Source organism: Sphingobacterium paludis (assembly GCF_004364125.1).
GTDB classification, from domain to species: Bacteria; Bacteroidota; Bacteroidia; order Sphingobacteriales; family Sphingobacteriaceae; genus Sphingobacterium; species Sphingobacterium paludis.
On record NZ_SNZV01000007.1, the window covers coordinates 123,023 to 147,240 of the forward strand.

Consider the following 24,218-nt stretch of genomic DNA (forward strand, 5'->3'; position numbering starts at 1 on the left):
ATGCGAATCATCACGTTGCCCACCTTTCAAAGCGGAGAAATAGCTATTCTCCGCCAACTGTTAGCATGGCCAGATGTATATGTACATGTCCGGAAACCCGATTTATCGGAAACGGACTACGTCAATTATCTATGTGCTTTTTCTGTTGACGAGCGCAAAAAGCTCGTCGCACATCAAGCGTATGATCGAGCAGCAGACTGCGGCGTAGAGCGTATACACTTTTCTACGCTTAGGAGACAGACGTTAGGGCTAACCAGCGCAACAAAGCAGCATATCAGCACATCCACACACAGCTGGGATGAGTTTAACGGCCTTGCGCCTGTTTACGATGCCGCTTTTGTGAGCCCGCTTTTTCCAAGTATTTCCAAACGCGGGTATGGCTTGGAAAATACTATTCCCGAAAGCGGGCGTCGCAACCGCGCTATTAAAGCCATTGCTCTAGGCGGCATATCATCGGCACGACTTGCCACCATGACGGCACATGAATTCGATGATTTTGCTCTATGTGGTGCCCTATGGGAAGCCAACGACCCCCTACGCGAAGCAACATCCTGCCTCGCACTCGCCCAATTATTTAGCGATAGAAGTATACAAAAAAACAACGCATAATGAAGATAAGCCCTATACAATACATTTCCTCGGGAGCTACTGCCGAGCAACATTTTGAAAATATACGGCAAGCACTTGAGCAAGGCGTTGATTGGATACAGCTTCGGCTAAAAAACGCTAAAACCGCCGAGCGGGTTGCGCTTGCTCATCGTATTCTGGATTTGAAGAAACAGTATGCCTTTACCTTGATCATCAACGATGATGTGGAAGCTGCTGTGGAAACGGATGCAGATGGCGTACACTTGGGTCTGGACGACATGGGTATTGCAGAAGCAAGGAGAATGCTGCATGCAGAAAAGATTATTGGCGGCACGGCCAACACATTGGCTGATGTACAATTGCGCATCAGTGAGGGCTGCCATTACATCGGTCTGGGACCGCTTCGCCATACCAATACGAAACAAAAACTGAGCCCTATACTCGGCTTTGAGGGTTATGCCACTATTCTAGATGCCTTAGATCCGGCAATAGCACCACCTATTTTTGCTATCGGCGGTGTCGAAGAACGCGATATCGCTCCACTTAAAAAAATCGGCCTCTATGGCATCGCCCTCTCCAAACATATTCAAGACAACTTCGCCAATCCACACTACATAGTGTATTTAAACAACTTAATTCATGAACACGAAACTAAACATTAGCGGTAGGCTATTTGACTCGAGACTATTTCTTGGCACTGGCAAATTTGGCTCGGCAAAGCTGATGGAAGAGGCTATCCGCACATCAGCTACAGAAATGGTTACGGTCGCGCTGAAACGCATCGACATGGAGACCAATACCGACGAGATACTTAGCCACATACCGCAAGACAAGGTACAGCTGCTACCGAATACCTCGGGCGCACGAACTGCGCAGGAAGCCGTGTTGGCCGCTCAGCTTGCGCGCGAAGCGATGGAAACCAACTGGGTGAAGCTAGAGATACATCCAGACCCCAGGTACCTGCTACCCGACCCCATAGAAACATTACGGGCCTGCGAGGAGCTGGCGAAAGCTGGCTTTATCGTTCTGCCCTACATCCATGCAGACCCCGTACTGTGCAAACGCCTGGAAGATGTGGGCACAGCGGCCGTCATGCCTTTGGGATCGACTATTGGAAGCAACCAAGGGTTAAAAACCATTGATTTTTTAGCAATCATCATTGAACAAAGTACCGTGCCGGTTATTGTAGACGCGGGAATCGGCTCGCCTTCCGACGCGGCCAAAGCCATGGAGCTCGGAGCTGATGCCGTATTGGTCAATACGGCTATTGCCACCGCAAAAGACCCGGCCTTGGTTGCAGAGGCTTTTGCACTAGCCGTTCAAGCAGGAAGAATGGCTTACCAAGCAAGCTTGAGGGCGCCCGCAAACCAAGCGTCTGCAAGCAGTCCGTTAACCAGCTTTTTAACCAAAACATAACGTCATGAACACGACTTTTAGCGATGTCTTTTTGCAGTACCAGTGGGATGATATCAAACAGCAAATCGAAAACTGTAGGGCGGCGGATGTGCAACAAGCGCTATCGAAGAACAAACGGAATCTGCACGATTTTCTGGCACTTCTATCGCCCGCGGCGAAACCCTTTCTGGAGGAAATGGCACAACGTTCTCATCAGTTAACGGTGCAGCGCTTCGGCAAAAACATCCAGCTTTATGCTCCGCTCTACCTAAGCAATGAGTGCCATAATATTTGTACCTATTGTGGTTTCAGCATGGATAATAAAATAAGAAGACGAACACTATCCGGTGGCGAGATCCAGCTGGAAGCGCAAGCACTTCGCCAAATGGGTTTTCAACATGTGTTGTTGGTTTCAGGAGAAGCGAACAACAGTGTAAATACACCTTACTTTTTACAGGCAATAGCACAGATCAAGCCGCTGTTTCCACAAATATCCATCGAGGTGCAGCCTTTGGATCAGGAAGACTATGTCGCGTTACGCCACGCTCAAGTGAATGCCGTATTGGTTTACCAAGAAACCTACCATCAGGAAGTCTATAAAAACTATCATCCAAAAGGCAAAAAATCGAACTTTGATTACCGCCTTGCCACACCCGATCGGATTGGAGCTGCTGGTATGCATAAGATCGGCCTAGGGGTATTGTTGGGTCTGGAAGACTGGCGCGTGGATAGTTTTTTCAATGCGCTCCATATCGACTACCTACAAAAGCGCTACTGGCAGACCAAGTATTCCGTCTCCTTCCCGCGATTGCGTCCGGCAGAAGGTGTAGAGGCACCAAATTTTATGATGGATGATGCAGATTTACTACAGCTCATCTGTGCCTATCGCCTTTGGAATGCTGATCTCGAAATATCCCTATCCACCCGGGAGGAAGAAATTTTCCGTAATCACGTCATTCCATTGGGCGTAACATCCATGAGTGCTGCATCCAAAACAAATCCCGGTGGTTACGTCGTTGAACCAAGCTCCTTGGAGCAATTCGAAATCAGCGATGAGCGTCCGGTAGCTGCCATCGTCAGTCAGATTAGGCAAGCTGGATATCAACCGGTCTGGAAAGATTGGCAGCCTGAATTTATAGGAAATTAAACGTATCAACGATCCATGATGGCCAAACACAAACACGCAAAAAAAAAAGAGAATATGCGATATGGTCTTTAAAAAACATACGATTTATATATGAAACTGACGAAGGAACAAATAATGCGCTATAAAAAACATATATCGTTGCCCGGCATTGGTATGGAAGGGCAATTAAAAATTAAGAAAGCGCGCGTATTGGTTGTTGGGGCGGGCGGCCTCGGTAGCCCACTTTGCTTATACCTTGCCGGCGCCGGCGTAGGCCATTTAGCCTGCGTTGACTTTGATCAAGTAGAAATTCACAACCTGCATCGCCAAGTCGCCCACACCGAACGTACCATCGGCATGCCAAAAGTGTATAGCTTGCAGAAGCAACTCATGCAACTTAACTCTGACATTGTTTTCGTGCCTATTCAGCAACGCGTCTCTGCCAGCAATATTCACGAGCTCATTCATGATTACGATATCGTTATTGATGGATGTGACAATTTCAATACGCGCTATATCGTGAATGATGCTTGTGCTAGCGAGCAAAAGCCGCTTGTTTATGGTAGCGTGTTAAATTACGAGGTACAAATGGCTCTATTTAACCACGAGGGATCGAAAGACTTACGCGCCATATTCCCAGAACCGCCCCATCCGGATGATGTGCCCAGCTGCGACCTAAACGGTGTGCTAGCGACTACGCCCGGTATTCTAGCTTTGATGATGGCGCAGGAAACATTGAAGGTGTTGCTCGGTTTGCCGGTGCTACACAACCAATGGCTTATCATGGACACCCTAAGCTGGGAATGCACGAAAATTTCCTTCTAAAATGGATAAATTGCGTCCCAATCCACATTTAAAAAGCAGATGATTTAATTGAATTAAAAAAATTGTATATTTAGGCTACCATATTAGCTTTAAGATGTTTGCCAAACTAATCGCCATAGACTCGCAAAAAATAGGCACGGTATATTTCCATGCTTTCGTTGTTAAAATGGATAAGGAAGAAGTCGGATTTGCTATGTATATAAATGATCTACCCGTTCCTCTTTTATACTTCTCTAGAGATCAACCCGATAGTATCACCTTCAAGATCAACAACGAGCAGTTTCTATCGATTGTAAAAAACAGCAAATTTAATCGAGACGAACGGAAATCTTTGTACAAAGATTTCGAGTTTTTCCTCCGTATCATGGAGGAACGCGCTACCGCTTATATTTTCAAAACCGCTACGGTCAAGTATATCACCAACTCCAGGGACATTATTCGCTATAAAAATTACTATATCGCCGGCCGTGTAGAGATGTTGTAATGTGCCTTCGCAGGACTTTCTTTTTGTATAACAGGGCTTTGTTTTTTACTTGGATTGTCCAACTTACATCCCATCCGCCGCATGCCGCGGCAAGGCATTACTTTTATAGGCCAAAAGTAACAAAAGCCCGTCGCTTGAAACCTTTGCAGGGAAAGCTTGTGCGGGGGCAAATGTCTACATATTGCAAAGCTTTCGATGCGACATTTTGGTCAATAGTGGAATGTGCAAGTGAGAAGTTAAAAGTCAAAAGTGAGAAGTTAAAAGTCAAAATCCAAAAGTGAAAATTTCTAAAATCTAAGTACTATCATCTACATACTATTATCTAAATACTACTATCTAAGTACTATCATCTATCTACTACTATCTAAGTACTATCATCTATCCACTACTATCTAAGTACTATCATCTATCTACTACTATCTAACTTACATACGCAATACTCATTACCCATTACTCAATACTTTTTATTAAATTTGACTGGCTTTGGGGGTATTCTGAAAAGAATTGAGACAGTCCCTTTGAACCTGATCCGGTTAATACTGGCGTAGGGAAAAGCGTTTGCGATATCTATCTATAATCGACGTTTTCCTATTCCATGCTGTTTCCCCAAAAGCCTGCGGACATTTAACATTATTGTCATGGAACAACAGATTATTCAACAATTACATCAGCTGAGGCAGCAATCGCCATTGGTGCACAACATTACCAACTTTGTGGTGATGAACAATACGGCTAACGCCTTACTGGCCATCGGTGCATCGCCGGTGATGGTTCATAGCTCTCGGGAGGTCAAAGACGTCGTTACCATTAGCGGCGCATTGGTTATTAACATTGGGACACTCAGTGAGGAATGGGCAGACGCCATGCTGATCGCGGCAAAACATGCTGCTCAAATTGGCTGTCCATGGGTGCTGGATCCTGTTGGCGCAGGCATATCACCCTTTCGGAATGAGGTTTTAAAGGAACTGTTAGACCACAGGCCTACCGCCATACGCGGGAACGCTTCAGAGATTATTGCACTGGCAAGCTTTGCACAGACGGGCGGAAAAGGTGTTGACAGCATAGCCCGTAGCGCTGACGCCGTCTCCTCGGGCAAAGTGCTCCAAGAAAAATACGGCGCGCAGGTGTGTATATCGGGCGAAACAGACTACGTTATCGGAAAGGATAGTTGGGCCGAAGTTAACAATGGAAGTATACTGATGACGAAAGTTACCGGCTTGGGGTGCACCGCATCGGCTCTTGTGGCGGCATTTCTTGCGCTGCGTCAAGATCCTTTCGCTGAAGCCTTGGCAGGCGTAAGCCTCTGTAGCCTGGCGGGCGAGTTGGCAGCACGGCAATCCATTGGTCCGGGAACCTTACAACTCAACCTCTACGATACGCTCCATAATCTTAGCGATGATGAGATTCGCATTCATCTAAACGTAAAAGAGCATGCCTATTAATTCGGGCTTTCCCTATCCGCTATACCTTGTTATCTCGGAGCGAGACTGTGCAGGCCGTCCTCTACTTTGGGTAGCCGAAGAGGCTATCCGCGGCGGGGTGGACATCATACAGTTACGTGAAAAAGAGATGTCGAACGATGCTTTTTTAAAGCAAGCCCGTGCCTTAAAGAAGCTGACCGATAAATTTGGTATCCCCTTGGTAATTAACGACGCTGTCGACATCGCTATCGCGGTAGAAGCCTGGGGCGTTCATGTCGGCCAACAAGACAGCGCCCCCTTAGAAATTGCCGAGAAATTTGCAGATCGCCTGCATATCGGATGGTCCTTGGAGGATATTGCCCAGCTGGAGAGCGAGCAGATGGCAGCCGTAGACCACTTGGGTCTTAGCCCCATTTATGCAACAGCAACAAAAACGGATACGATCACAGAATGGGGTATCGACGGAATCAGCGAGGTAAGAAAAATGACCGATAAACCGTTGATCGCAATCGGCCGGATGCATGCAGGGAATGCCGTTGCCGCGTTGGCGGCCGGTGCCAACAGCATCGCCGTGGTATCTTCCATTTGCCAAGCCCCTGATCCGAGAGCTGCCAGTCAACAATTAAAGAATTTACTATTATGATAGATAGGAGAACACAGCGAGTTCCGACGGTGCTAAGCATCGCTGGATTTGATGGAAGCGGGGGTGCCGGTATTCAGGCCGACACCAAAACAATATCGGCGTTAGGCTGCTATGCGATGAATGTACTTACGGCCCTCCCCGTTCAAAACACACAAGGTGTTCGCAACATTTATGACATCCCGACCGATGCGGTGCGGGAACAGTTGGATGCTATATTTGACGATATCCCACCAGATGCCATCAAGATAGGCATGGTACATAGCGTCGCCTTGGTACGCTGCATCAGTGATTACCTGCACGCGTATACGGGTCCGATCACGTTTGATCCGGTTATGGTATCGACCAGTGGACATCAATTGATACAAGAAGACACCATACAAGCATGTATAGCGGAACTTTTTCCGAAAGCGACCGTTATCACCCCCAATTTAGATGAAGTCTCTGTACTCGTGGGGCGCAGTATTAACACGCCGGAAGCCATGCAAGCGGCGGGCACCACGCTGTTGTCTATGGGCTGCAATGCTGTTCTTGTAAAGGGCGGACATTTAAGTAGCGACACGCTTAGCACCTTCCTTATGCAACAATCCGGCCTCACGACGCGATACGAGTCCTCGCGTATAGCAACACAAAACACCCATGGATCTGGATGTACCCTATCGTCGGCCATCGCTAGCTTTATGGCGCAAGGGAAAACGTTGGATGACGCTGTTTCAAGCAGTTTGGACTATGTACACCAAGCAATTCAGGGTAGTAAAAACCTTCGTATAGGAAAAGGCAACGGACCTTTAAATCATTTTTTTAATCCCCAAAAACTCATTCACTATGAAATGGACTGATAAAGCTTGGGAAAGCATACAGCCCCTACTGGATACTATCTTTCACATGCCATTTATTCAAGAACTTCAATCGGGAACATTACCCCTTGCAAAGTTTCAATTTTATATGCAGCAAGACGCTAAATACCTGGAACATTTTGGTCGTGTGCTGGCGGTGCTAGGCAGCAAATCACCGGACAATGTTCAAGCGTTGGATTTTTTTGACTTTGGCAAAAATGCATTAGTTGTCGAAAAGCTGTTGCATGAAACTTATTTCACGCAATTCGGCATGGCAAGCGACCAGGAGATCGTGATGGGGCCAATATGCCATCATTATGTACATTATCTGAAAAGCGTGGCCGCCTTTGAACCTTTGGAGGTCGCCGTGGCCGCCGTGCTACCGTGCTTTTGGATCTACAAAGTGGTGGGCGACACCATTTTTGCAAACCAATCTACCTCGCAAAATCCCTATGAAGCTTGGATCGCGACATACAGCGGAACCGATTTTGCAGACGGCGTAACTTTGGCCAAACATTACGTCGACACAATGGCCGAGCAAACGACCGAAGCCATGCAAACGCGTATGTTCGAGGCTTTCCTCTCCGCTTCACGCCTAGAATATATGTTTTGGGAAGCTGCCTACTTGCAGAAAGGCTGGTGAGACCAAACGCCATCCCGCCAAAACTACAGCGAGCACGATGAACAAAAAAAACCGTCGTAAGCCTTTCAGTAGGGCTTACGACGGTTTTTAACATGTTGGACCGTGTTGTATTAGTTTAATATCACTATTTCGACACGTCTATTCTTCTGCCGGCCTTCTGGCGTTTTATTATCCGACACGGGCTTGCTTTGCCCTAGGCCTTTTGTCGCGATGCGAGCCCCACTGATACCGGCGTCTTCCAAGAATTTTTTGACAGAAGCCGCGCGCTTATCAGACAACCACTTGTTGTAGTTTTCTTCACCAGTAGAATCCGTATGTCCATCAACTCGAAGTTTTTTGGAGGTATCATTCTTCAATAATTTAGCCACTTTACTTAGCTCTACTTTCGCCTTGTCGGTCAAGTAGGATGAATTAGTGGGAAACAATAGGTCAGATGACAATGTAAACTTTATGCCCTCGTCTGTACGGGAAGCATTTTCAAACTCGCTTTTCACATTTTTTAAGCCGTCATCTGTTCCATCTTTGGAAACCACGGCGCCCGGATTAACCATAATCGCTTTTTGCTTGCAAGCGCTAGCAGCAACAGTCAGTGTAAGAAATAGGGCAGCAGTACGTATATGTTTCATGAAATCTCCTTTAGTCGTGCCGTAAATATAATGATTTTACACTTTTTCAGGCATACTTAATTGTTTTTTTGGATGTTTGCCGACAATTTAGACAGCAATTGTTTGATTTCAGGGATCTCTTTGTAAAGATTCCAGATCAATCCCGATCGCGCATTTTCAATACAGACAGCAACAGCGGCTTGGTTTGTTGCAAAATATTCATCCGATACATCATTATCCCGAAGATCTAACCACGCTCGAAATCCATACTCGGTGAAGAAGTTTTCGCTATTATTTTCATAAAGGGCCAACACCGATTTACGACCTTCATTAGGCAGCAAAAACATCGATGCCGGAGCAATTGCCGGATTGACGCGGTAGCTTCCTACACTATCTGTCAACTGATAGAAGCCCCATATATCGGAATCTGTAGAGCCCACTCCTATTTCATTATCTCGACGTTTACGAACTTTGATATAATCGCGAATCGCATCTTCATAGTTGATCTCGGCGTCGGGTAATATCTTTGGGTCTATGGTAAAGAAGGGTTTGTAAAATTCTAATAGGCTGCCCCTCGCATTTCCGAATAGCAAGCGCTCCCCATACATCATGGTATCCTGCAATATCGAAACACGCTCAGCAGAATCATCTACCTCATTTCCCAACGGGTTAAACGCTAATCTAAATGTCTCACGGACCAACGACAGCGTGTCTTTAGCTAAACTATCCATTTTGCTATACGCCGAAGCATACCGCTGATCAATGTTTTTGACGCCATTTTCATAAGCGGACAACGGAATAGGATGCGTGGGAGAAGCCATCGCCAACATATAGGCATTGATCGATTCGTTTACGCCACCCAATGTCGCATATTGCTTGTCAGCATCAACCCCGGAAACACGTTCCTGCAATACATCTTCGTAACCACTTGCCAAAAGACGATCCCATTGCACCGCATCATAAAGCTTAGAGATTTTATCCCGAAGGTTGGTTTCATTCTCGCGGTCGTTATTGAAAAACTGCCGCGCAACCAATAATGACTCAATAAGCGATGATGTCGCTAGCACGTCATAAGTAGGTTCGCTTTCCCTATAGTCCGGCAAACCTGTGCGCCCATCGAAATAAGTAGGAAAAATACCGTAGCGATTTTGGGCCTTTGCAAGAAAGGATAAAATACTATGAATGCGGCCTACAGCCACTTGCCTATTAAGGCGTTCACGCTGCACCCCCACAATTAAACTCAATATAGCATTTCCGCTTTCTTTCACGGATACCAACGCCCGATCTTTCATGCCAAAAGGCAGATACATGCCACTGTTGATATCATAGTTCTCCGTAAAATAATTGACGTGTGCGCCCTGCACAAGATCGAGCAATTCATTTTCATCCAGGCGCTTGGTCTTAACCTCTTTAATTGCTGAAAATGGTGACTCAACGTAGTTATAATCTATCCATGCTATTTTGTAGTAATACGTTTTGTTTAGGTCTGACACATAATCCAAGCAGCTTTGCATCGAAATGGGCCGGATGCCTACGGGTGTGAATGCTTTGCCATCTTCCGAGCGATAGATTTTAATATACCGAATGGAAGGCGTCAGCGGAAGTTGCCATTGTAAATGCACCTGCTTATCATAAGCTACAGCAGAAGACAGGATCGCGGGAGAGGACAACCTAACCTGCGATACGCTTTTAGGAAGAAACTCCATTTGATCAATAAAGAGCTGATGGGTCTTATCCGAAGCATTGTTTTGTAGCAGGCGAACCGCAGTGATGGGCTCGCGCGTCATCAGATTTTTAAACTTTGCTATGGGTATCTTTACGCGCGTCCAAGTATTGTAGTCGAAATCCTCCATATAGGGCAGCAATTCCAAATAATCGGTTTCGTTATGCCGTTGTTTAATACCAATCTTTGGTAAGTCGCCCCGCTGCGTGTGTTCCGTTTTAACAAATAGTTGGAACACCAAAAAATCAGATTGATTAACCTGATAGGTCAATTTCTGCCGATTGTATTGCAAATCCACCTTCCAATCGCCCGCCGGAGCCGATTTGTATTGTAAGGAGAGCGCGTTGCCCGGGGTGAAAAACAGCGTATCGGAAACCAACAAATGCCTATTTAAATTTTCTACCCAAGATTGCCCTTGGTATTCCACTTTGCTCTTTGCATAGATCCCCCTAACGAGGCTATTATCAAACACGACTTCTGGATAGGTATCTGCCTGCACATGCGTAATCGTGCTCGCAAAAGAAATTAATGAGAATATGAATGGATAAAAATACTTCATAGCAACTATTGATTTACGGCAAAAATAAGCAAATATTGAACCATTCGGAGGAAAAGACAATAGCGATGGGAAATGGTAAGAAAAATATTACGCACATTCCTAGAACGTTATCATAACAAGCCTCAAAAAACCTACAAATAATTTTTAGAATAAAGTTTTCTCTCTATATTTGCATCATCGCAAGCGAAAGTAGCTCAGTTGGTAGAGCACAACCTTGCCAAGGTTGGGGTCGCGAGTTCGAATCTCGTCTTTCGCTCAGTTGCCTAGGTGGTGGAACTGGTAGACACGCAGGACTTAAAATCCTGTTCCCGTTAAGGGAGTGCGGGTTCGATTCCCGCCCTAGGTACAAAAAAGAGCAGGCTCAAAAGCTCTTCAAAAAAGATCCCCGATTCTTAAAAAGTGTCGGGGATTTTCGTTTTAACGGATTTTTTGTCGATATAGGATTATTCGATTATTACATTTGAAAATTCGCCAGTATATATATTCAGTGTACACTTTGCATAAGATGTAATTATTGCGTTGAAAGAATTTGTACCTCTATATTTCATTATAATTATCGCCGTTCCGTCGGAATTATCGACATATCGAGTTTCAACATGCTCAAAACTGGAAGGATTTTTCAAGTTGTCCTTTATATATCGTTTAAATTTCGGACACGACCCATCCAACTCCGACAAATGTTTTTCTATCTCGTTTTTCGGATCTTCCGTTTTAGTAGTGTCATTGCTTCCGCTAATGCTTCCAATAATATAAAGGAATGCGATTCCGCCCATTAAGAAATATAAAATCGTTTTCATAGTTGTTCGTATTTTAAACCAGTCTTCGTGTATTTATATAATAATAGAGGGTTCCATAGTTATAGTATGTTGTCTGATATAGAAGATTACGGCACCGGCTTGTAAAATGCTATATTTCAAAAGCTCTAATGCATCAAATTATTCGGAAAAGAATTATTCGATTCCGGCTTTTGCGAGTAGTACAACCTATAAAAACATCTCATGCCACTAAACTAGCAGGCTTATGTATGACATTAATACGGCTTACCGTAAAAGATGGAAATAAAAAATACGCAAAATGAATAGCTCTAAAAGCCAACCGTGGTCTATCACCTTAACTCATCTATCAGTAAGCATCGACTTTACCAAAAAACAGGATGATTACATTATTCTCTTATTGAAGAGATCTGTATCTAAACCGGTTCTTTCCACAAACTGACAACTTGCTCTTCTAATTCAAAGGTCTATCTGTGCACTACTAGCGCCAAATAAAAATGCTAGGAACGTAGTCTCCAAAAGCTTCCTTTTCTGGGTTTGCGCAGGCGTTCGCGAGCCTCAAATTGAAAACTTTTTACGAAGAGGCGCTATTGAACAAAAATATTACCGTTAAAAGATTTGTAATACGGTATATTACATATTACATTTGTATAATGATTCAGACATTCCGGCATAAGGGATTGAAGCTGTTTTGGGAAAAGGATGACAAGTCTAAATTGCCAGCCAACCATATTTCCAAAATACGCCTGATTTTAACGTTGCTCAATGCTGCGAAAGTTGCCGAAGATGTTAACTTCCCAGGATCGGATTTTCATGGATTAAAAGGAGACTTGGCGGGGTTTTATGCTGTCAAGGTCACGGGAAATTACCGCATCATCTTTCAATTTTCGGACGGAGATGCATTCGACATCGGATATGTTGATTACCATTAAATAAAAAGGAGACACACCATGGGAACGCAAGAAATGGCTCCCGCACACCCGGGAGAAGTATTAAAGGGGCTCTATCTGGAACCTTTGGAAAAAACAATTACACAGGCTGCGACAGATTTAGGCGTATCGCGTCGGACGTTATCTATGCTAGTCAACGGGCATTTAGGTATCAGTGCGGAAATGGCATTACGTTTGAGTAAGGCGCTTAGCACCACTCCGGAATTATGGCTGAACATGCAGCAAAGCTATGATTTGTGGGAAGCCAAACAAAAAATAAAAACGCTTAACGTCCATGTTATGCGTAAGCCAAACACGGAAACAATTGCTATCTTTTAACAGGAAAGCCAATACAATAATAACTACAATACACCCTCTATGCCCCTCTGCGATGCACACTCGGGGGGCTTTTCTTTCAAAAGATTATTCTAAAGAAGTCGTACAAAAACAGTCTCGCGGAACCTGAGCCCTTTTAAACGGTTTGATAGCATCTTAAAGCGCATTATATAAGGTGAGGTACTTATCAATAGCCGTACGTTTCTCCGCCGTCAAGCGGAAATCCAGATTTTCGGTCAGGTACTTTTTGTAGTCAAAGTTAGGGTAAATGGGCAGGCCTGCTATGACATCTTCCGGTCTGGAAACACCATCTGCCAAAGCTTGATTGAATGCCTCGATAAAGCTTTCTGGTAATTTTTTATTAGCCACCCAAACGGCATATGCGAACGGTAACCCTGTCATTTCTTTCCAGTAATGGCCCAGATCATAGGCATAAGGAACGGTATCTTTCTTGCCAAATGTCCTGTCACCAATCAAAACATAGGCATCAGCGTCGCCCTCCGTCACGATATCCACATCACGTTGCCAATAGTGTTTCAGTAGGATTCGCGCCAATCCATTCGAGGTGCGCGACTGTACATCAAGCCGCAACGATGTAATCGCTGAGATAGGTTTCTCGGCAAATATAAATACCGAATCCACCGCCCCATCACTGCCTATGCAATAATCACTGATGATATGGTATTCCGAAAGTTTAGTAAGTGCAGCGACCGGAATAATGCCCATATCGACCTCGTCGTCGATAACTTTTCGGGCACACTCGCTAGGATAGTCTACGGATAAATCAAGCTGTTGCATAAGCGCCGAATGTCGGATGCCTTGCAAAAATGGTAGGGTATTCGTATAGGAAACCGCAGACACGGCTATTTTATTCATCTACAAATTTTCTAAGTGTTTAACGTTGTAGTGGTCGACAATGGTAAATCGTTCACCGTCATATTCCAGTACGTAAAGAGCCGTATTGGTGTGCGGAAAATCATCCATCAAGCACACATCCACATCCGTGAGGTGGCACAGCATGATGCGTAACGCGCGTCCGTGCATGCAAACCAGAACGGTCTGTTCATGCTGTTGCGTGAGCATGTGCGCAATCGCTTCCTTCTGCCGCGCGACCAACGTATTGGGCGATTCCCCTTCTTGGATGCTGAGATCAAGCTCGCCATTTCTCCAAGAGGACACTACTTTTTCAAAGCCCGACATAATGGTTTCATCTTGCTCCTTTCCTTCATAGATACCCCAGGAGATCTCGTCTAGACCGATCAGTTCCTCGGTGGGGATACCTTTATCAATAAATCCCTGTACGGTTTGCCGGGTGCGCAAAAGCGTCGAGATATAGATCTTGTCAAATGGCACGCTATTAAACGCATTGTAGAAGGCTTCAGCCTGCTTGAGGCCGGTTTCGTTTAGTGGTGAATTTACGCCACGGCCTTGTACGATACCTCTCAAATTGAGATCTGTTTGACCGTGACGAATAAAATAAAAAGTTTTCTTCAATGTATTGTATGGTTACTCCACTACGGGTAAAGAATAATAGTTTGCTTTGGTATCGGTTTCAAAGACAACGTCTTTATAATCCGTTACCACATTATAAAGCGTATCGCGCTCGATCGGATGTCGACCCACATTTTTAATTAACTCCACAACTTGCTGCGTGCTCATTCCGGGATGTTGTTCTTCCGCACCCGCCATCGAGTAGATCTTCGTGGTATCATCCAATGTACCGTCGATATCGTCTACGCCAAAGGCCAGTGATAGTTGAGCCGTATCGCGCGAAATCATTGCCCAGTAGGCTTTGATATGATCAAAATTATCCATGTATATGCGGGCAATAGCATAGTTTCGCAAATCTTCAATCACGGACACTTCGGGAACGTCCGACATTTGATGCCCTTGGTTACGAAACTTTAAGGGAATAAAGGTTTGGAAACCGCCCGTCTTATCCTGCAACTGTCGCAACTGTTCCATATGATCAACGCGGTGCCAAAATTCTTCAATATGTCCGTAAAGCATGGTTGCGTTGGTGCGCATGCCCAGATTATGCGCCTGCTCGTGAATGTCGAGCCATTGCTCGGCCGTGCACTTATCGCCCGCTATTTTCTCACGTACCTCGGGATGGAATATCTCGGCTCCCCCACCTGGCATAGAATCCAGACCACATGCTTTTAAATACTTCAGCCCTTCGTAATGCGTGAGCTTAGCCTTTTTAAAAATGTAGTAGTATTCAACCGGCGTAAGGCCTTTTATGTGGAGATCAGGACGATGCGCTTTACAGCGTTTGAAAAATTCTGCATAGAAATCGAGGTTTTGCTTCGGCACCACGCCGCCGGTAATGTGTACCTCCGTCACAGGTTCATCATCGTATTTGCGGATAATGTCCATCATGCCATCGACATCCATCTCCCAGCCTTCTTCGCGTTGTTTGATCAGCCGCGAATAAGCACAAAACTTACAATCGTATACACATACATTGGTAGGCTCGATATGGAAGTTCCGATTGAAGTAGGTATAATCGCCGTGCTTCTTTTCCCGGATGTAGTTAGCCAGCACGCCGAGGTAGCCAAGCTCACCCCGCTCGTATAATAAAATGCCTTCTTCCACACCGATACGCTCACCTTCAGAAACTTTAATGGCTATGCTCTTCAAATCAGCATCCAAGTCTTCATTTTGAATTAAAAAATCAAGTTTTTGCGTTGCATTCATTTCTACCTCCTAAGTAAGCAAATGTACCAATTAGCAAAGAAAAAAGCGACCTTCCAATCGCTTTTCTATGTTAATCAATAAATTGCTGCATATCTATTAATCGTTTATATAAACCTTGTTTGTTGATGAGTTCAACATGCGTACCTTCTTCGACAGCCTGTCCAGCTTCGATCACGATAATCTTATCTGCATTTTGGATCGTGCTCAATCGGTGGGCGATAACCACCGTTGTTCTGTTTTCCATGAGTTTATACAGCGAATCTTGAACCAGCTTTTCCGATTCGGTATCGAGGGCAGATGTTGCTTCGTCCAAAAGCATAATAGGTGGATTACGAAGCACCGCCCGCGCTATACAGATCCGTTGCCGTTGCCCGCCGGATAGCTTTGCACCACGATCGCCGATATTTGTTTCGTAGCCGGCCTCAGTTTTCACAATAAACTCATGCGCATTCGCTATTTTGGCCGCCTGCACCACCTCTTCCATCGTCGCTTCGGTATTCCCAAATGCAATGTTGTTAAAAATGGTATCGTTGAATAAAATGGACTCTTGATTGACGGTACCTATCAAGCCACGAAGCGAATCCTGCGTAACGTCGCGCAAGTCGACGCCATCCAATGTAATCCGCCCTGCCTTAACATCCATAAAGCGGGGAATAAGATCTATCAAGGTAGACTTGCCACCACCCGATGGCCCAACCAAAGCAACGGTTTTTCCTTTCGGAATCTCTAAATTAATCTGCTTCAAAATCTGTTTATCCTCGTAAGCGAAGTCAACGTCGTGAAACACGATAGATTGCTTAAATCCGCTGAGTGATATAGCATCCGGCTTATCCGTGACTACGCTACGCTCGTCGATAAGATCCAGTACACGTTCGCCGGCTGCGATTCCATTATGAATGCTCGAGAAAGCATCTGTCAATGCTTTGGCGGGGCGCATCACTTGCGAAAAGATCGCGATATACGTGATAAACTCCGATGCTCTCAAATCACCCTCGCCATCCAGTACCAAGCCCCCGCCGTAGAGGAGAATTACCGCAACCATCAGGACGCCCAGCAGCTCGGAAACGGGTGAGCCCATTTGCTGTCTGCGCACCATCCGACGCATAATTTTTGAATAATATTCACTTTCACCGTTGAAACGATCTTTCACAAAAGAAACAGCGTTAAAAGCCTTGATAATTTTAATTCCGGACAGGGCCTCGTCCAGGTACGAGATCATATTGGCATACGATTTTTGCCCCTCACGAGCTTGCTCGCGCAATTTCTTCACAATCCTAGAAATGAAAAAGGCCGATACGGGTATTACGGCCATGGAAAAAAGGGTGAGCTTGGCCGATAGGGCAAATAGCACAACGATGTAAGCGATTAACTGCAAAGGTTCTTTGAAGGCAACCTGCAAAGTCGAAGTAACCGAAAACTGCACGACCTGTACATCTGATGCGATCTTGGAAATAATGTCGCCTTTTCTACTGTTGGTGAAGTAACCCAAATGCAGATCCATCACGTTGTTAAACACCGATTTTCGCAGATTCAGCAACGTATGGATACGCAGGTTTTCCATAATACGCTGCGAGAAATAACGAAAAACATTGCTGATGAAAACTGAAGCCACGATAACGATGCAGACGTATTTTAGGGCTTCAAAAGGTCCAATATCGTAGTAGAGCTTATCTGCATAGTAGGTAAACCAGCCACCGATATCATCAAAACCATCCGGCTTTTCAGCAAGTTCAGCCGGCGCCAGATTAGCATCTCCCGTTCCTTTAAAAAGAACCTGCAACAGCGGCGCCAACAGCGCTAAATTGAGCGTACCAAATACCACGGTTACGATCGTACAAATGATGTAAGGTATAGCGTATTTTTCAATAGGTTTCGCGAAGGATAACAGTCTAAAGTATGTCTTCATGTATTTTAATCAGGCTACAAAAGTAATAAAAAAGAATGAGGGCGGGGAAATTGGCTTATTTAGGTGCCTTATTCTTGCACAGGCATGATAAATTAGCATTCGTTAAGTAATTATTGCTTTTAATCTGTAATTTAGGCGGTAAATTTCAACATTTACAGCATGCATATTGAGGTAGCCGGCAGGCTAAAACAGACACAGGAATATTACTTTTCGACAAAATTGCGCGAGATAGATGCGATGAACAAAGCTGGTGCCGACGTGATCAACTTAGGTATAGGAAGTCCAGACTTGCCACCGCACCCAGCCGTGATCGAGGTTTTACACGAAGAAGCCAGTAAACCAAATGTCCACGGATATCAAAACTACAAAGGCGCTCCGGCATTGCGGGAGGCTATGGCCGCTTGGTATGCGCGCTATTATAACGTGACGTTAGATCCGCAAACAGAAATCTTGCCGCTGATAGGCTCGAAAGAGGGTATCGTTCACATCTGTATGACCTACCTGCAAGAAGGCGATCAGGTATTGATTCCAAACCCCGGCTACCCGGCATATAGTAGCGCCGTTAACGTTGCGGGCGCTACAGCGCTACCTTACGAATTGAAAGCCGATAAGAATTGGCAGCCTGATTTTGAAGAACTGGAAAAGTTGGATCTTTCTAGCGTCAAGATGATGTGGATAAATTATCCGCATATGCCCACGGGTGCCTTGGCGACAACTGCATTATTTGAGCAACTGATTGCCTTTGCAAAGAAACACCAGATTTTGCTCTGCCACGATAATCCCTATAGCTTTATCCTTAATGAACATCCACAAAGTATTTTGGCGGTAGACGGAGCAAAGGATGTCGCGATAGAGCTGAATTCCTTGAGTAAATCATCCAATATGGCCGGTTGGCGGATTGGCATGTTAGTTGGCGACCAAGCGCGCATCAGCGACGTTTTGCGTTTCAAAAGCAATATGGATTCGGGCATGTTTCTGCCGATGCAACTGGCTGCGGCGAAGGCGCTTCAGCTCGATCAAAGCTGGTATAGAGAGCTTAATGAAGTCTATGCGCGTCGGCGTGAAAAAGTGTATGCCATTATGGATCAATTGCAATGTGCATATGATAAAGCACAAGTTGGTCTTTTCGTATGGGCAAAAATACCGACGACCTATCAAGATGCATATGCATTAAGCGACGAGATACTTTATAATGCTAAGGTGTTCATTACACCTGGTGGGATTTTTGGTGAGGCCGGTGATCAGTACATCCGAATCAGTTTGTGTGCCAAAGAGGAGGTACTAGTTAAGGCATTAGCACGAATAGTAAATGCACAGGCACAACGTTAGTGGTCTTCACGAAGCACGAAAGATCGCTTCGTCATGCGACCTGGCGATGATGAGCGATAAATGATTGATGCAGGGTCTACTGGCGATCACGAGAAAGATCGCTTCGTCCTGCGTTCTCGCGATGACGAGAAAATTGATTTTAAATTTCGACTTTTGACTTGTCACTTTTGACTTATCACTTTTAAATTTTTACTTTTTACTTTAAAAATGAACATAGCCATAGTAGGTATCGGTTTGATCGGCGGATCAATAGGCATCCGATTAAAAGAAACAGGTTTCTGTAAAGAGATCGTTGGCGTAGAGAAAAACGAATCGAACCAAAAAAAAGCTTTACAGCTGGGTTTGGTAGATCGTATTCTTTCTTTGGACGAGGCGTTAGCTTCCTGCAAAATTATTGTACTCACTATTCCGGTTGATGCGATTTTGACGCTGTTGCCTAAGCTTTTGGATCAGGTTACCGATCAGGTGATCATTGATATGGGGTCTACCAAGACAAACATTCTCAACCTCATTGCAGATCATCCCAATCGCGGACGTTACGTAGCAGCACACCCCATGGCCGGAACCGAATACTCCGGTCCGGAGGCGGCCATTCCTAATCTATTTAAGGACAAGGTAATGGTATATGTAGAAGCGTTTAAGACCGATGAAGACGCGTTTGAGCTCGCTGATGCGCTCACCGACCAACTGGAGATGAAAACCTCCTTTATGAACGCCGATGAGCACGACATGCATACTGCCTATGTGTCGCATATTTCTCACCTCACTTCCTTCGCTTTAGCCCTTACCGTGTTGGAAAAAGAAAAGTCGCAAGGTAGGATTTTTGAGTTAGCGGGCTCCGGTTTTCAATCAACTGTTCGTTTGGCGAAATCGTCTCCGGAGATGTGGACACCAATTTTCAAACAAAACCGTTCCAATGTTTTGGAGGTGCTTGAAGAACACATCAAGCAATTGCAAAATCTATACAACAAGATCGATGGCGAAGACTATGAAGGCTTGCATAAATTGATCAAACGATCGAACAAAATTAAACGTATTATCAAGTAGCATGAAATTTCAAGCTTTACAAAATACAGAAATAGCGTTGGAGCCATTACAAGCGGGCGATTTCGACCGCTTGTTTCAAGTCGCGTCGGATCCCGAAATCTGGGCGCAGCATCCCGATTTCAACCGCTATCAGCCCGAAGGCTTCCGCCCCTATTTTGCGAAACTCATGGCAACGGACATGCCCTACCTCATTATCGATAAACGAAATCAAGCTGTTATCGGCGCCACCTCGTACTATCAGTATAATGCAACAGCAAATAGCATAGCCATTGGTTTCACGTTCTTGGAGAAGGCCTATTGGGGCGGTTTCACGAACCGCATGGTCAAAACGCTAATGCTGAACTATGCGTTTCAGTATGTAGATACCGTCATTTTCCACGTGCGCGAACATAATTTCCGTTCACAGGGCGCCTTAGCAAAGCTCGGTGCGGTAAAAACGAAAGAGTACCCTGCCCCCGCCGATCTGAAGACCCTACAGTTTGAATACGTGCTTTCCAAAGCAACGTGGGATAGTAAGTAAAGCGGATCGAATCTTTTCAAAAAATTAAGCCTAGTAATTTGTAAAACATACAACAATACCTTACTTTTGTTACGTTATTAATAAACAATGACTCATTTGTTCACACATCACATCCATGTTCATCATCGCCAGATTGGCGATATGTAATGTTATGTGTTTCTACGTGAAGCAAAGTACCCCGAGTTATACTTCTTTTATTAATAAACGTTATACAACAAAACCCTTTTATTTTGAAAAACCTTAAGATAGCTATCCAGAAATCAGGTAGATTAAACGAAAAATCCGTACAGCTGTTAAAAAACTGTGGCCTTGATTTCGAGAACTATAAAAGCTCCCTCATCACCACCGTCAATAACTTCAATCTGGAAATTCTGTTTTTGCGCGACGATGATATTCCCGGTTACGTAGCGCAAGGTATTGCTGATCTCGGCATCGTGGGTGAAAATGTGATCGATGAAAGCCAAGCACAGGTTACCTACCTCCAACGTTTAGGCTTCGGCCGCTGCACGTTGAAAATAGCCATTCCAAAAGATTCCAACGTACAGGATCTGGCAGATCTAAACGGCAAAGCCATTGCAACCTCCTACCCTATTATTCTACAACAGTTCCTTGATGAATACAAGATCCAAGCGGATATCCGCGAGATATCAGGATCGGTAGAGATTGCGCCGGGGCTAGGGCTAAGTGATGCCATATGCGACATTGTTTCCACCGGTGGAACGTTGAAAAGCAATGGTTTAAAGCCATTCGCGGACGTACGAAACTCCGAAGCGATCTTAATCGGCCGCGAGGGTTTATCGGAAAACCCGATCCTTTGCGAACTGCTACAGCGTATCCAATCTGTGCTACGTGCAAAAGAGACAAAATACGTGGTATTGAACGTCGAAAAGATAAACTTGCCGCAGATTACGGAATTGCTACACGGTGTGAAAAGCCCCACCGTCGTTCCTTTGGCAGAAGAAGGTTGGGTAGCCGTACATACTGTCATTACGGAGGACGACTTTTGGGATAAAATAAACACATTAAAAGCGGCAGGTGCACAAGGTATTGTGGTCATGCCCATTGAGAAAATCATTCTGTAATGTTAAAACAGTACACGTTTAAGGATCTATCGACGCCAACGTTAGAAGCGTTGATAAGGCGCAACGCAGATGACACACATGCCATTCAAGATGCCGTGCAGCAAATTATTAGCGATGTGCGCCAAGATGGCGATGTTGCGCTGCGTAGTTTTGCCTCAAAATTCGATAAGGTCGATCTAGGTAAACTTTACTTGGATAAAGACGATATCGAAGAGCTGGCCATGACGATCACGCGCGATCAGCAGCGGGCATTAGAAATCGCTTTCCAAAATATCCATAAATTTCACAGCAGCCAGTTGCGTCGCGAGCGCACCGTGGAAACGATGCCCGGCGTAAAATGCTGGCGCGAAATCCGTCCAATTGAGCGCGTAGGCTTATATATCCCGGGCGGATCGGCGGTATTGCCGAGCACATTACTTATGCTGGGTGTTCCGGCACGCCTTGCTGGATGTAAGGAAATCATCGTTTGTTCGCCGCCGCAACAAAGCGGTAAAATCAATGGGTTTGTGGCCTACTGTCTGCAGTTGTTAAAAATAGAGCGAATTTATTTAGCTGGCGGCGCGCAGGCCATCGCGGCCATGGCGTTCGGCACCGAAAGTATCCCTAAGGTTGACAAGATATTCGGCCCTGGAAACCAATTTGTTACGAAAGCAAAGAGCATCGTACAAGGCATGGCCAATGTTAGCATCGATATGCCGGCAGGCCCTTCGGAAGTGCTGGTGATAGCGGATGAGACCGCAAACCCGGCCTATGTGGCTGCCGATCTGCTGGCACAAGCCGAACATGGCCCAGATAGCCAAGCCGTGCTGGTGTTTACGTCAGATCCAATCCTCGTAGCAGTGAATACCAAGCTAGACGAGCAACTGCAGATTCTTCCCCGCGCGGAGATTGCGAAAATGGCCATCGCGAATTCTTACGCCGTGAAAGTCGACGACCTGCAAGAAGCTCTGCGATTTTCAAACCAGTACGCACCGGAACATTTGATTTTAGAAACCGACCAGTGGGAAAGCTTGACTCGCCACATTAGCAATGCCGGATCTGTATTTCTGGGACACCTTACACCGGAAAGTGCGGGAGATTATGCCTCGGGCACTAACCATACCCTCCCTACCTCGGGCTATGCCCGCTCCTACTCGGGGGTATCGGTCGATTCTTTCGTAAAAAAGATAACCTTTCAGCACATCAATACAGAAGGTTTAAGCCAGATCGGCTCTACCGTAGAGATCCTCGCCGAGCTGGAGGGGCTACACGCACATAAAAACGCGATCAGCGTTAGAAAATAAAACAAAAAAAGGGCTGCACATTACTGTAGCCCTTTAATTTTAATATATTTGCACCTTCATTTGCGAACTGTAAGATCAACTTTATCGTTCTGAACCTGTTGGCAAATATTAAATCAAACGAATAGCTCATTATGGCAAACAATAAAAAACATATTGTCGTTGTAGGTGGTGGATTTGCGGGAATTAACTTTATCAAATCTTTGGGAAACAACCTGGATTATCAAGTCACTCTCGTAGACATCAACAACTACAATTTCTTCCCGCCGCTTATTTATCAGGTTGCTACGGCGTTTATCGATTCTTCCAACATCAGCTCCCCATTTCGGAAGATGTTTAAAAGACACCGTAACTTCAATTTCCATTTAGGAAAATTGCTAAACATCGATAGCGCTAACAATACGGTGGAAACGGACACTGGCTTGTTGCATTACGATTATCTAGTTTTGGCATTGGGTACCGAAACCAACTACTTCGGTATGGAAAGCGTAAAAGCAAATGCTTTTCCGATGAAGAATATCACCGATGCCTTGGCTATTCGTAATAAGATCCTCGTCAATTTGGAAGAATACATCCAACGCAAAGACGATCCAAACCGCGATGCTTACCTCAACCTTGTTATTGCGGGCGGTGGACCATCGGGCGTGGAAATTGCGGGAATGATAGCTCAACTGAGTGAGCGAATCGTTAAAAAGGAATATCCCGAGCTTCAGGGCCTGACACCAAAGATTCACTTAGTAGATGCGGCACCTGTCTTGCTAGGGCCAATGAGCAAAGTCGCACAGCAGGAAGCAAAAGACGTGTTAGAAAATTTGGGCGTTGAGATTACGTTGAATGTGGCGGTTAAAGACTATAAAGATGACCTGGTCGTCCTCAGCGATGAAAAAAAGATATTGACAAAAACGCTGATTTGGACTTCCGGAGTTATTGCGCGCGAGTTACCGGGCATACCGGCAGAGAAATTTGGCCGCGGCCGTCGGGTGTTGGTTGATCAGTTCAATGCTGTTCAGGGCTACGACAACATCTTTGCTATTGGCGATATCTGTTTCCAAACAACCGATGAGAAGTTTCCAAACGGCCATCCGCAGCTAGCGCAGGTCGCTATGCAGCAGGGTACATTGTTGGCAAAAAATATTGTGGCTAATGATAGCAACAGACCGCGGAAGCCTTTCGCTTATTGGGACAAAGGCAGCATGGCCGTTATCGCGCGCTACAAAGCCGTGGCGGATCTTCCTAATTTCTCTTTCAAAGGTTGGTTTGCTTGGCTCACGTGGTTATTGATACACCTTATCCCAATAGCCAGCTTCCGCAATAAATGGCGGTTATTAGGCAACTGGATTTGGTCTTTCTATTCCGCGAACTCCGGTCTTCGCCTGATCATCCGCAGTGAACGAAAGCGAGACGCAAAAGAGGTACGCACCAATATCACCGGTTAACTCGGTACACATACGATAAAAGGTCGGGCGTAGAG

General features: G+C 45.3%; 24 protein-coding genes, 2 tRNA genes and 1 riboswitch. Of the genes, 20 read left to right on the forward strand and 6 right to left on the reverse strand.

The features are described from left to right. The 10 genes from B0I21_RS14670 to tenA all read left to right on the forward strand — a co-directional run bounded on the left by B0I21_RS14670 (nucleotide 1) and on the right by tenA (nucleotide 7,958). Complete coding sequence (locus tag B0I21_RS14670) at nucleotides 1-609, forward strand: beta/alpha barrel domain-containing protein (RefSeq protein WP_133641237.1); 609 nt, start codon at nucleotides 1-3, stop codon at nucleotides 607-609. Continuing rightward, nucleotides 609-1,250, forward strand: coding sequence for a thiamine phosphate synthase (gene thiE, locus B0I21_RS14675; RefSeq protein ID WP_133641238.1), 642 nt, complete (start codon nucleotides 609-611; stop codon nucleotides 1,248-1,250). Before B0I21_RS14670 ends, thiE (B0I21_RS14675) begins: the two co-directional genes overlap by 1 nt. Next, the gene (locus B0I21_RS14680; protein WP_133641239.1) at nucleotides 1,228-2,004 is read left to right on the forward strand and encodes a thiazole synthase; all 777 of its coding nucleotides are present in this window, start codon (nucleotides 1,228-1,230) and stop codon (nucleotides 2,002-2,004) included. Before thiE (B0I21_RS14675) ends, B0I21_RS14680 begins: the two co-directional genes overlap by 23 nt. A 4-nt stretch (nucleotides 2,005-2,008) precedes the next feature. After that, on the forward strand, nucleotides 2,009-3,130 hold the full coding sequence (gene thiH / locus B0I21_RS14685) for a 2-iminoacetate synthase ThiH (RefSeq protein ID WP_133641240.1): 1,122 nt from the start codon (nucleotides 2,009-2,011) through the stop codon (nucleotides 3,128-3,130). A gap of 90 nt (nucleotides 3,131-3,220) precedes the next feature. Further along, nucleotides 3,221-3,934, forward strand: coding sequence for a HesA/MoeB/ThiF family protein (locus tag B0I21_RS14690; protein ID WP_133641241.1), 714 nt, complete (start codon nucleotides 3,221-3,223; stop codon nucleotides 3,932-3,934). Between the two features lie 94 nt (nucleotides 3,935-4,028). Then, nucleotides 4,029-4,418, forward strand: coding sequence for a hypothetical protein (locus tag B0I21_RS14695; protein WP_133641242.1), 390 nt, complete (start codon nucleotides 4,029-4,031; stop codon nucleotides 4,416-4,418). 475 nt (nucleotides 4,419-4,893) lie between these two features. Continuing rightward, nucleotides 4,894-4,986, forward strand: a riboswitch (TPP riboswitch). A 70-nt stretch (nucleotides 4,987-5,056) separates the two neighbouring features. Beyond that, on the forward strand, nucleotides 5,057-5,860 hold the full coding sequence (thiM, locus tag B0I21_RS14700; protein WP_133641243.1) for a hydroxyethylthiazole kinase: 804 nt from the start codon (nucleotides 5,057-5,059) through the stop codon (nucleotides 5,858-5,860). Continuing rightward, nucleotides 5,850-6,482 (forward strand): thiamine phosphate synthase, encoded by a 633-nt coding sequence (thiE, locus tag B0I21_RS14705; RefSeq protein ID WP_133641244.1) that lies wholly within the window; start codon nucleotides 5,850-5,852, stop codon nucleotides 6,480-6,482. The genes thiM and thiE (B0I21_RS14705) overlap by 11 nt, the downstream gene beginning before the upstream one ends. After that, the gene (gene thiD / locus B0I21_RS14710) at nucleotides 6,479-7,318 is read left to right on the forward strand and encodes a bifunctional hydroxymethylpyrimidine kinase/phosphomethylpyrimidine kinase (RefSeq protein ID WP_133641245.1); all 840 of its coding nucleotides are present in this window, start codon (nucleotides 6,479-6,481) and stop codon (nucleotides 7,316-7,318) included. Before thiE (B0I21_RS14705) ends, thiD begins: the two co-directional genes overlap by 4 nt. Then, nucleotides 7,305-7,958 (forward strand): thiaminase II, encoded by a 654-nt coding sequence (gene tenA, locus B0I21_RS14715; protein ID WP_133641246.1) that lies wholly within the window; start codon nucleotides 7,305-7,307, stop codon nucleotides 7,956-7,958. The genes thiD and tenA overlap by 14 nt, the downstream gene beginning before the upstream one ends. Before the next feature lie 110 nt (nucleotides 7,959-8,068). On the opposite strand, the gene B0I21_RS14720 is transcribed toward tenA, so the two are convergent. Next, nucleotides 8,069-8,584, reverse strand: coding sequence for an OmpA family protein (locus B0I21_RS14720; protein WP_133641247.1), 516 nt, complete (start codon nucleotides 8,582-8,584; stop codon nucleotides 8,069-8,071). A gap of 56 nt (nucleotides 8,585-8,640) precedes the next feature. Further along, nucleotides 8,641-10,845 (reverse strand): glucoamylase family protein, encoded by a 2,205-nt coding sequence (locus tag B0I21_RS14725; protein WP_133641248.1) that lies wholly within the window; start codon nucleotides 10,843-10,845, stop codon nucleotides 8,641-8,643. 183 nt (nucleotides 10,846-11,028) lie between these two features. Here B0I21_RS14725 and B0I21_RS14730 point away from each other — a divergent pair. The 4 genes from B0I21_RS14730 to B0I21_RS14745 all read left to right on the forward strand — a co-directional run bounded on the left by B0I21_RS14730 (nucleotide 11,029) and on the right by B0I21_RS14745 (nucleotide 12,886). Further along, a tRNA-Gly gene (locus B0I21_RS14730) sits at nucleotides 11,029-11,101 on the forward strand. A gap of 5 nt (nucleotides 11,102-11,106) precedes the next feature. Next, a tRNA-Leu gene (locus tag B0I21_RS14735) sits at nucleotides 11,107-11,191 on the forward strand. Nucleotides 11,192-12,271: 1,080 nt separating this feature from the next. Continuing rightward, nucleotides 12,272-12,550 (forward strand): type II toxin-antitoxin system RelE/ParE family toxin, encoded by a 279-nt coding sequence (locus tag B0I21_RS14740; RefSeq protein WP_133641249.1) that lies wholly within the window; start codon nucleotides 12,272-12,274, stop codon nucleotides 12,548-12,550. A gap of 18 nt (nucleotides 12,551-12,568) precedes the next feature. Next, entirely contained in the window at nucleotides 12,569-12,886 is a 318-nt protein-coding gene (locus B0I21_RS14745; RefSeq protein WP_208292361.1) for a HigA family addiction module antitoxin, read from the forward strand. Nucleotides 12,887-13,039: 153 nt separating this feature from the next. On the opposite strand, the gene B0I21_RS14750 is transcribed toward B0I21_RS14745, so the two are convergent. The 4 genes from B0I21_RS14750 to B0I21_RS14765 all read right to left on the reverse strand — a co-directional run bounded on the left by B0I21_RS14750 (nucleotide 13,040) and on the right by B0I21_RS14765 (nucleotide 17,489). Continuing rightward, nucleotides 13,040-13,759: a menaquinone biosynthetic enzyme MqnA/MqnD family protein gene (locus B0I21_RS14750; RefSeq protein WP_133641250.1), complete on the reverse strand. Its 720-nt coding sequence runs from the start codon at nucleotides 13,757-13,759 to the stop codon at nucleotides 13,040-13,042. Further along, nucleotides 13,760-14,377 (reverse strand): histidine phosphatase family protein, encoded by a 618-nt coding sequence (locus B0I21_RS14755; protein WP_133641251.1) that lies wholly within the window; start codon nucleotides 14,375-14,377, stop codon nucleotides 13,760-13,762. A gap of 12 nt (nucleotides 14,378-14,389) precedes the next feature. After that, nucleotides 14,390-15,583, reverse strand: a complete 1,194-nt coding sequence (locus B0I21_RS14760) for a radical SAM protein (RefSeq protein WP_133641252.1) — start codon at nucleotides 15,581-15,583, stop codon at nucleotides 14,390-14,392. 70 nt (nucleotides 15,584-15,653) lie between these two features. Next, nucleotides 15,654-17,489: an ABC transporter ATP-binding protein gene (locus B0I21_RS14765; protein ID WP_133641253.1), complete on the reverse strand. Its 1,836-nt coding sequence runs from the start codon at nucleotides 17,487-17,489 to the stop codon at nucleotides 15,654-15,656. 159 nt (nucleotides 17,490-17,648) lie between these two features. Here B0I21_RS14765 and B0I21_RS14770 point away from each other — a divergent pair, with 159 nt between their 5' ends. From B0I21_RS14770 to B0I21_RS14795, 6 genes are all read left to right on the forward strand, one after another. Continuing rightward, entirely contained in the window at nucleotides 17,649-18,818 is a 1,170-nt protein-coding gene (locus B0I21_RS14770; protein WP_133641254.1) for a pyridoxal phosphate-dependent aminotransferase, read from the forward strand. A 207-nt stretch (nucleotides 18,819-19,025) separates the two neighbouring features. Continuing rightward, nucleotides 19,026-19,865 carry a prephenate dehydrogenase gene (locus tag B0I21_RS14775; RefSeq protein WP_133641255.1) on the forward strand — a complete coding sequence of 280 codons (840 nt, stop codon included), beginning with the start codon at nucleotides 19,026-19,028 and terminating at the stop codon, nucleotides 19,863-19,865. A 1-nt stretch (nucleotide 19,866) separates the two neighbouring features. Further along, nucleotides 19,867-20,385: a GNAT family N-acetyltransferase gene (locus B0I21_RS14780; protein WP_133641256.1), complete on the forward strand. Its 519-nt coding sequence runs from the start codon at nucleotides 19,867-19,869 to the stop codon at nucleotides 20,383-20,385. A 230-nt stretch (nucleotides 20,386-20,615) separates the two neighbouring features. After that, nucleotides 20,616-21,467 (forward strand): ATP phosphoribosyltransferase, encoded by an 852-nt coding sequence (gene hisG, locus B0I21_RS14785; RefSeq protein ID WP_133641257.1) that lies wholly within the window; start codon nucleotides 20,616-20,618, stop codon nucleotides 21,465-21,467. After that, on the forward strand, nucleotides 21,467-22,750 hold the full coding sequence (gene hisD, locus B0I21_RS14790; RefSeq protein WP_133641258.1) for a histidinol dehydrogenase: 1,284 nt from the start codon (nucleotides 21,467-21,469) through the stop codon (nucleotides 22,748-22,750). Before hisG ends, hisD begins: the two co-directional genes overlap by 1 nt. Before the next feature lie 131 nt (nucleotides 22,751-22,881). Beyond that, complete coding sequence (locus tag B0I21_RS14795; protein WP_133641259.1) at nucleotides 22,882-24,183, forward strand: NAD(P)/FAD-dependent oxidoreductase; 1,302 nt, start codon at nucleotides 22,882-22,884, stop codon at nucleotides 24,181-24,183. Nucleotides 24,184-24,218: the final 35 nt, after the last annotated feature.

Bases quoted from the DNA above. Each gene is read 5' to 3' on its own strand.
- B0I21_RS14670 (WP_133641237.1), top strand. From the start codon at position 1: ATGCGAATCATCACGTTGCCCACCTTTCAAAGCGGAGAAATAGCTATT.
- thiE (WP_133641238.1), top strand. From the start codon at position 609: ATGAAGATAAGCCCTATACAATACATTTCCTCGGGAGCTACTGCCGAG.
- B0I21_RS14680 (WP_133641239.1), top strand. From the start codon at position 1,228: ATGAACACGAAACTAAACATTAGCGGTAGGCTATTTGACTCGAGACTA.
- thiH (WP_133641240.1), top strand. From the start codon at position 2,009: ATGAACACGACTTTTAGCGATGTCTTTTTGCAGTACCAGTGGGATGAT.
- B0I21_RS14690 (WP_133641241.1), top strand. From the start codon at position 3,221: ATGAAACTGACGAAGGAACAAATAATGCGCTATAAAAAACATATATCG.
- B0I21_RS14695 (WP_133641242.1), top strand. From the start codon at position 4,029: ATGTTTGCCAAACTAATCGCCATAGACTCGCAAAAAATAGGCACGGTA.
- thiM (WP_133641243.1), top strand. From the start codon at position 5,057: ATGGAACAACAGATTATTCAACAATTACATCAGCTGAGGCAGCAATCG.
- thiE (WP_133641244.1), top strand. From the start codon at position 5,850: ATGCCTATTAATTCGGGCTTTCCCTATCCGCTATACCTTGTTATCTCG.
- thiD (WP_133641245.1), top strand. From the start codon at position 6,479: ATGATAGATAGGAGAACACAGCGAGTTCCGACGGTGCTAAGCATCGCT.
- tenA (WP_133641246.1), top strand. From the start codon at position 7,305: ATGAAATGGACTGATAAAGCTTGGGAAAGCATACAGCCCCTACTGGAT.
- B0I21_RS14720 (WP_133641247.1), bottom strand. From the start codon at position 8,584: ATGAAACATATACGTACTGCTGCCCTATTTCTTACACTGACTGTTGCT.
- B0I21_RS14725 (WP_133641248.1), bottom strand. From the start codon at position 10,845: ATGAAGTATTTTTATCCATTCATATTCTCATTAATTTCTTTTGCGAGC.
- B0I21_RS14740 (WP_133641249.1), top strand. From the start codon at position 12,272: ATGATTCAGACATTCCGGCATAAGGGATTGAAGCTGTTTTGGGAAAAG.
- B0I21_RS14745 (WP_208292361.1), top strand. From the start codon at position 12,569: ATGGGAACGCAAGAAATGGCTCCCGCACACCCGGGAGAAGTATTAAAG.
- B0I21_RS14750 (WP_133641250.1), bottom strand. From the start codon at position 13,759: ATGAATAAAATAGCCGTGTCTGCGGTTTCCTATACGAATACCCTACCA.
- B0I21_RS14760 (WP_133641252.1), bottom strand. From the start codon at position 15,583: ATGAATGCAACGCAAAAACTTGATTTTTTAATTCAAAATGAAGACTTG.
- B0I21_RS14765 (WP_133641253.1), bottom strand. From the start codon at position 17,489: ATGAAGACATACTTTAGACTGTTATCCTTCGCGAAACCTATTGAAAAA.
- B0I21_RS14770 (WP_133641254.1), top strand. From the start codon at position 17,649: ATGCATATTGAGGTAGCCGGCAGGCTAAAACAGACACAGGAATATTAC.
- B0I21_RS14775 (WP_133641255.1), top strand. From the start codon at position 19,026: ATGAACATAGCCATAGTAGGTATCGGTTTGATCGGCGGATCAATAGGC.
- B0I21_RS14780 (WP_133641256.1), top strand. From the start codon at position 19,867: ATGAAATTTCAAGCTTTACAAAATACAGAAATAGCGTTGGAGCCATTA.
- hisD (WP_133641258.1), top strand. From the start codon at position 21,467: ATGTTAAAACAGTACACGTTTAAGGATCTATCGACGCCAACGTTAGAA.
- B0I21_RS14795 (WP_133641259.1), top strand. From the start codon at position 22,882: ATGGCAAACAATAAAAAACATATTGTCGTTGTAGGTGGTGGATTTGCG.